General features: G+C 51.0%; 5 protein-coding genes. 4 read left to right on the plus strand and 1 reads right to left on the minus strand.

What is annotated here, in order from left to right:
• On the minus strand, window positions 1-962 hold a 962-nt coding region (locus tag COY37_RS00995; RefSeq protein WP_286975577.1), incomplete at its 3' end, for a DUF3048 domain-containing protein.
• 330 nt (window positions 963-1,292) lie between these two features.
• On the opposite strand from COY37_RS00995, the gene fabZ reads away from it, so the two are divergent.
• From fabZ to COY37_RS01015, 4 genes are all read left to right on the plus strand, one after another.
• Window positions 1,293-1,715: a 3-hydroxyacyl-ACP dehydratase FabZ gene (fabZ, locus tag COY37_RS01000; RefSeq protein ID WP_353682448.1), complete on the plus strand. Its 423-nt coding sequence runs from the start codon at window positions 1,293-1,295 to the stop codon at window positions 1,713-1,715.
• A 91-nt stretch (window positions 1,716-1,806) separates the two neighbouring features.
• Window positions 1,807-3,102: a nucleotide sugar dehydrogenase gene (locus tag COY37_RS01005; protein ID WP_286678555.1), complete on the plus strand. Its 1,296-nt coding sequence runs from the start codon at window positions 1,807-1,809 to the stop codon at window positions 3,100-3,102.
• 12 nt (window positions 3,103-3,114) lie between these two features.
• Entirely contained in the window at window positions 3,115-4,131 is a 1,017-nt protein-coding gene (locus tag COY37_RS01010; protein ID WP_286678554.1) for a Gfo/Idh/MocA family protein, read from the plus strand.
• 1 nt (window position 4,132) lies between these two features.
• Window positions 4,133-4,876, plus strand: coding sequence for an N-acetyltransferase (locus tag COY37_RS01015; protein ID WP_286678553.1), 744 nt, complete (start codon window positions 4,133-4,135; stop codon window positions 4,874-4,876).
• Window positions 4,877-5,089 lie beyond the last annotated feature (213 nt).

Raw genomic sequence — 5,089 nt, forward strand, 5'->3', positions numbered from 1 at the left:
CACGTCTGCCCGCGGTTGAGCTTTATTTCGATGCCGGTTGGGTCGTAGTAACGGGTCGGATCGGTGACCGTAGCACGGTTCCAAGTTGCCTGGATAGTCTTCCCATCCTGAAAGACGATGCCCCGGCCGGTCCCAACCAGGTTAACCTTCATCCTGCCCTTGGGATCATCGGCGATATTTGAGATGGGCGCATACTGTATAACGACGTTCTTTGGCGAAATCTGCCGGTTGTTATCGGGGTCGATATGGGGCTTGCCGACCATAAAGCGTTTGTAAGTGTTAGTCTGGCGGTCGTAATCATATCTTACCAGGAATAACGGTTTGGAAAAGTTGATTACAACGGTTTCGGTTGCCGGGCGCATCTCAAGCGGCTCGTCGTCTTTGAAATTCAACTTCTGAAAAAATACCTGCTGGTTGTAGCCATGCGCCTCCGATCCCTTGCGCAGGAAATCGGTCGACGTGTATAGATTATGCGGGGCGTGTCTGGTCTTTATTCGCCAGAAGTAGTCGCCGTTAAAATATTGATCGAGATCGGCCAGGCCAAGGTTTTTAATGACGTCGTAAATCGTTGTCGGCCCGCCGCAGTGCGCATAGACGGCATCATATTGCTTGGCCAAATCGGCGAAATATTCGCGCGCGCTTCTAACAGGGCCGATATTACCCACGTCATTGTGCAAAAAGACGGCCATAAACCTGGTGATGCCGCCCTCGGCCACCGTTTCATAGACAACACACGCCTTGCTTAAGCCCGACTGCGGCCGTGCATCCGGATGGTTTTCGATCATAACCGCAAACGGCCGGCGAAGGCTCTGTTGTTCGCCCGTGGCTTCTCCATCAAGCGGACAGGTAAATTCGGGCACGGTTGCCGTAGCCTCGGCAATTGTAGTTTTGGTTGTACTGTCAACGGTTGCACGGGACTCGGTGGTCTCCTGGGGAAATATATCGGGCCAAAAAACGGCCACTGCGGCACCCGCTATAAATAGTAACGAAACGACCGTTATAATAATAAAGTGAATTTTCTTCATGACAGAATGCGGCCCTCAAATAAAATAAGTATGCATTTGCCCGTTCCTTCGGAATTAGGCATTAGGCACTTTAGTAGCATAATTCAGCAGGGGATTTCAGTCAAGTTTATGGTGCAGTAATGGTGCAGTAACCCGGTCGGCGTTTGATTAAATTTGGGAAAAACGCTAATATCAAAAGATGAATGTTTTGCCAGGTATTATGATGCGACATCCTTAAGGGGCGTCGAATTGCGTTCCGAGGGAATGCACGATTTGGAGGATATAACGGTGCTTGAGATAGACGAGATACAAAAGATTATTCCTCATCGCTACCCGTTTTTGTTGATCGACCGGATAACTGAATTCGAGCCTGGGATAAGAGCAAAGGGACTTAAAAACGTCACGATAAACGAGCCGTTTTTTACCGGTCATTTCCCCGACTATCCCGTAATGCCGGGTGTTTTAATCGTCGAAGCCCTGGCGCAGGTCGGTGCCGTGTCGATCCTAAGCCTTGAGAAGAACAAAGGGAAGATCGCCTTTTTTGGCGCCATTGACGGTTTTCGCTTTAGAAGACAGGTCGTTCCCGGCGATCAGCTCGTTCTTGAAGTAGAAATAACGAAAGTAAAGGGTCCCATCGGTAAGGGAAAAGCCGTCGCCTCGGTTGACGGCGATATCGTTGCCGAAGGGGAATTAACATTTGCGGTAAAATAATATAGGTGAATGGGGATTATAAAAAGCACCTTAATCACCTTGATGTAGACTATGTACTAAGAGCTTGTTACTATGTGGAGATGATTTATTGATGTCCTTGGCGGATAGGATTAACGAGAAGACTGCCCGTGTTGGCATTATCGGTATGGGGTATGTTGGGCTTCCCTTGGCCATTACCATAGCGGAAGCAGGCCTTAAGGTTACCGGTATCGACCTTGATAAAGAAAAAGTTGCCATGATCAACAAAGGCGAGAGTTATATCCCCGACGTTGATCAGGCTGCAATAAAAGAATTGGTCGACACCGGGCGGTTCGACGCAACCGCGGATTTTTCAGCTCTGGCCCGGATGGACGTCATCAGCATCTGCGTGCCGACGCCGCTAAATGAGATGCATGAGCCCGATATATCCTACGTGCGTGCTGCGGCAACCGAGATCGCCAAATTCTTAAAGCAAGACCAGCTGGTAATCCTTGAAAGTACGACATACCCCGGCACCACCGAAGAAGTGGTCCTTCCGATGCTCGAAGAGAGCGGCCTCACCGTCGGCCAGGGCTTTTACTTGGCATTCTCGCCGGAGAGGGTCGATCCCGGTAATAAAACCTACGGTATCGACAACACGCCGAAAGTTGTCGGTGGGGTGACCGAGGGATGCACCGAGCATGCCAGGTCCTTTTACTCACAGTTTGTAAAAATGGTCGTGCCGGTGTCTTCGACCAAAGCCGCCGAGATGACAAAGCTTTTAGAAAATATCTTCAGGTGCGTAAATATAGCATTGGTAAATGAGCTGATGCTTTTATGCGACCGCATGGATATAAATATCTGGGAAGTAATAGAGGCCGCTGCCTCAAAACCGTTTGGATTTATGCCGTTTTTACCGGGGCCGGGTCTTGGCGGGCACTGCATACCGATCGATCCGTTTTACCTGTCCTGGAAGGCGCGCCAGTATGATTTTCACACCGAGTTTATAGAGCTTGCCGGGAAAACAAACGAAAGCATTCCGTATTACGTGGTATCAAAGGTAGGCGAGGCCCTTAACGAGCACGAGAAAAGCATCAAAGGCTCGAATGTTCTTGTCCTCGGCCTTGCATATAAGAAAGACATCGGCGACACCAGAGAATCCCCGGCGCTTAAAGTAATATCACTTCTTGAGAAGCGTGGGGCGCATATCCTCTATCACGATCCGTATGTCGACGAGCAGATTATCGATACGAAGACATATACGTCGGTTGAGCTTACGCCGGATATCGTCACCAAGAGCGATTGCGTGCTTGTCGTGACGGACCACACCGAAGTCGATTACAACATGGTGGCCGACAACGCGAAACTTATCGTCGATACCAGAAACAAACTTAAGAGTCTTATGGGAAGCCATATCGTAAGAATATAATAGGGGGATCCATTGGTTAACGTTGGAGTTATCGGATACGGCTATTGGGGGCCGAATCTAGTCCGCAATTATGAGCAAATGCCCGAGAGCAACCTGGTTGCGTGCTGTGATTTAAATCCCGACAACCTGAAAAAAGTAAAGGCGCTTTATCCCAAGGTAGAAGTAACGCAGCAGATCGACGACCTTTTAAATAACCCGTCAATCGACGCGGTTGTTATTGCAAGCTCGGCGGCTACCCACTTCGACCTGGCGAAAAAGGCCCTGCTTGCAGGAAAGCACGCGATGGTTGAAAAGCCGCTTACGTTGAGTAGCGATACGTCAAGGGAACTCATCGATATCGCCGATAAGGCGGGCTGCATCCTGATGGTGGGGCACCTGCTTGAATATCATTCGGCGGTTGATTACATGAGGGGCTTGATCGATTCGGGAGAGCTGGGGGATATCCAGTATCTCTACACCCAGAGACTCAACCTCGGCCAGGTTCGCACGGATGAAAATGCGCTCTGGAGCCTGGCCCCGCACGATATATCGATCATCTTTTACCTTCTCGGAGGAAAAGAGCCGGCTGAGGTCTCGGCCCGCGGCCAGTCGTACATTACCGAAGGGATTGAGGATGTCGTGTTCTGCTCGATCTCATTTAAAGACAAGACCATGGCCCATATCCACGTAAGCTGGCTCGACCCCCACAAGACCCGCAAACTTACCGTCGTCGGCAACAAGAAGATGGCGGTCTTTGACGATATGGAAAGCTCGGAGAAGATACGCATCTACGATAAAGGGGTCGGCGTCAATCCCGATTACCGAACCTACGGTGAGGATCTCACGCTGCGCTTTGGCGATATCACCATCCCGAGTATTAAGATGAAAGAGCCGCTGAGGGCCGAGTGCGAGCACTTCATCCAGTCGATTCAGACCGGGCAGCGCCCGCGAAGCGACGGCTATAACGGCTTGCGCGTTGTAAAAGTGCTCGAGGCCGCGCAGAAATCCCTTAAAAGCGGCGGTAAACCTGTGACGATAGCGGAGGGCTAGAGTGGCGGCATTTATCGATAGCACCGCCCGCATAGCACGCGACGTAAAAATCGGCCACAACGTTGTAATCATGGCCGGCGTCGAGCTTGCCGAGGGCGTTGAAATCGGCAATAACGCGGTTATCCACGAAGGGGCAAAACTCGGCAAAGACACCGTTGTAGGCGATTGCGCCGTTGTCGGCAAGCAGCCGAGGCCGCCAAAAACAAGCACCCTTTCCTATAGCGAACCCTTTAAGCCGCTTGAGGTGGGCGAGGGGTGCATCATCGGCTCGGGCGCGGTGCTTTACGCGGGCACAACCATCGGCACCAATTCCATGGTGGCGGACCTGGCATCTGTCAGGGAAAATTGTACAATCGGGAACTACTCGCTGGTCGGCAGGGGTGTCTGTGTTGAAAACGGCGTGGCTATCGGTGATTATACCAAGGTGCAGTCAAATGCGTACATCACCGCCTACACGATGCTTGAAGACCGTGTGTTTATCGCCCCTTGCGTTACGACGACAAACGACAATTTCATGGGCCGCACCGAAGAGCGGTTCAAATATATAAAAGGCGCTCACGTAAAGAAGGGCGCGCGGGTGGGCGGCAACGCAATCCTGCTTCCCGGGATAACGATAGGCGAAGAGGCGTTTATCGCCGCCGGCTCCGTTGTAACCCGAGACGTACCGGCCGGCAAACTCGTCATGGGAGCGCCTGCAAAAATAGTAAGGGACGTACCCAAAGAAGAAATGTTGGATGAGCAGTAAGCAGTAAATAGTAAGCAGTAAATAAGTAAGCAGTAAGCAGTAAATAAGTAAGCAGTAGGGAGTAGGCAGCTTAAAGCACAAGAGTCAGATGTGTCATTCTGAGGCGATAGCCGAAGAATCTGGGGTGCACTCACAGTGATTGCCGCTGAACGCGTCTAGGCGAAGTAATGCCTTTCCAATAAGAAGGTTTTTTCTGCATACTGCACACTACAC

The organism is Candidatus Aquicultor secundus (genome assembly GCF_002791875.1).
Classification (GTDB): domain Bacteria; phylum Actinomycetota; class Aquicultoria; order Aquicultorales; family Aquicultoraceae; genus Aquicultor_A; species Aquicultor_A secundus.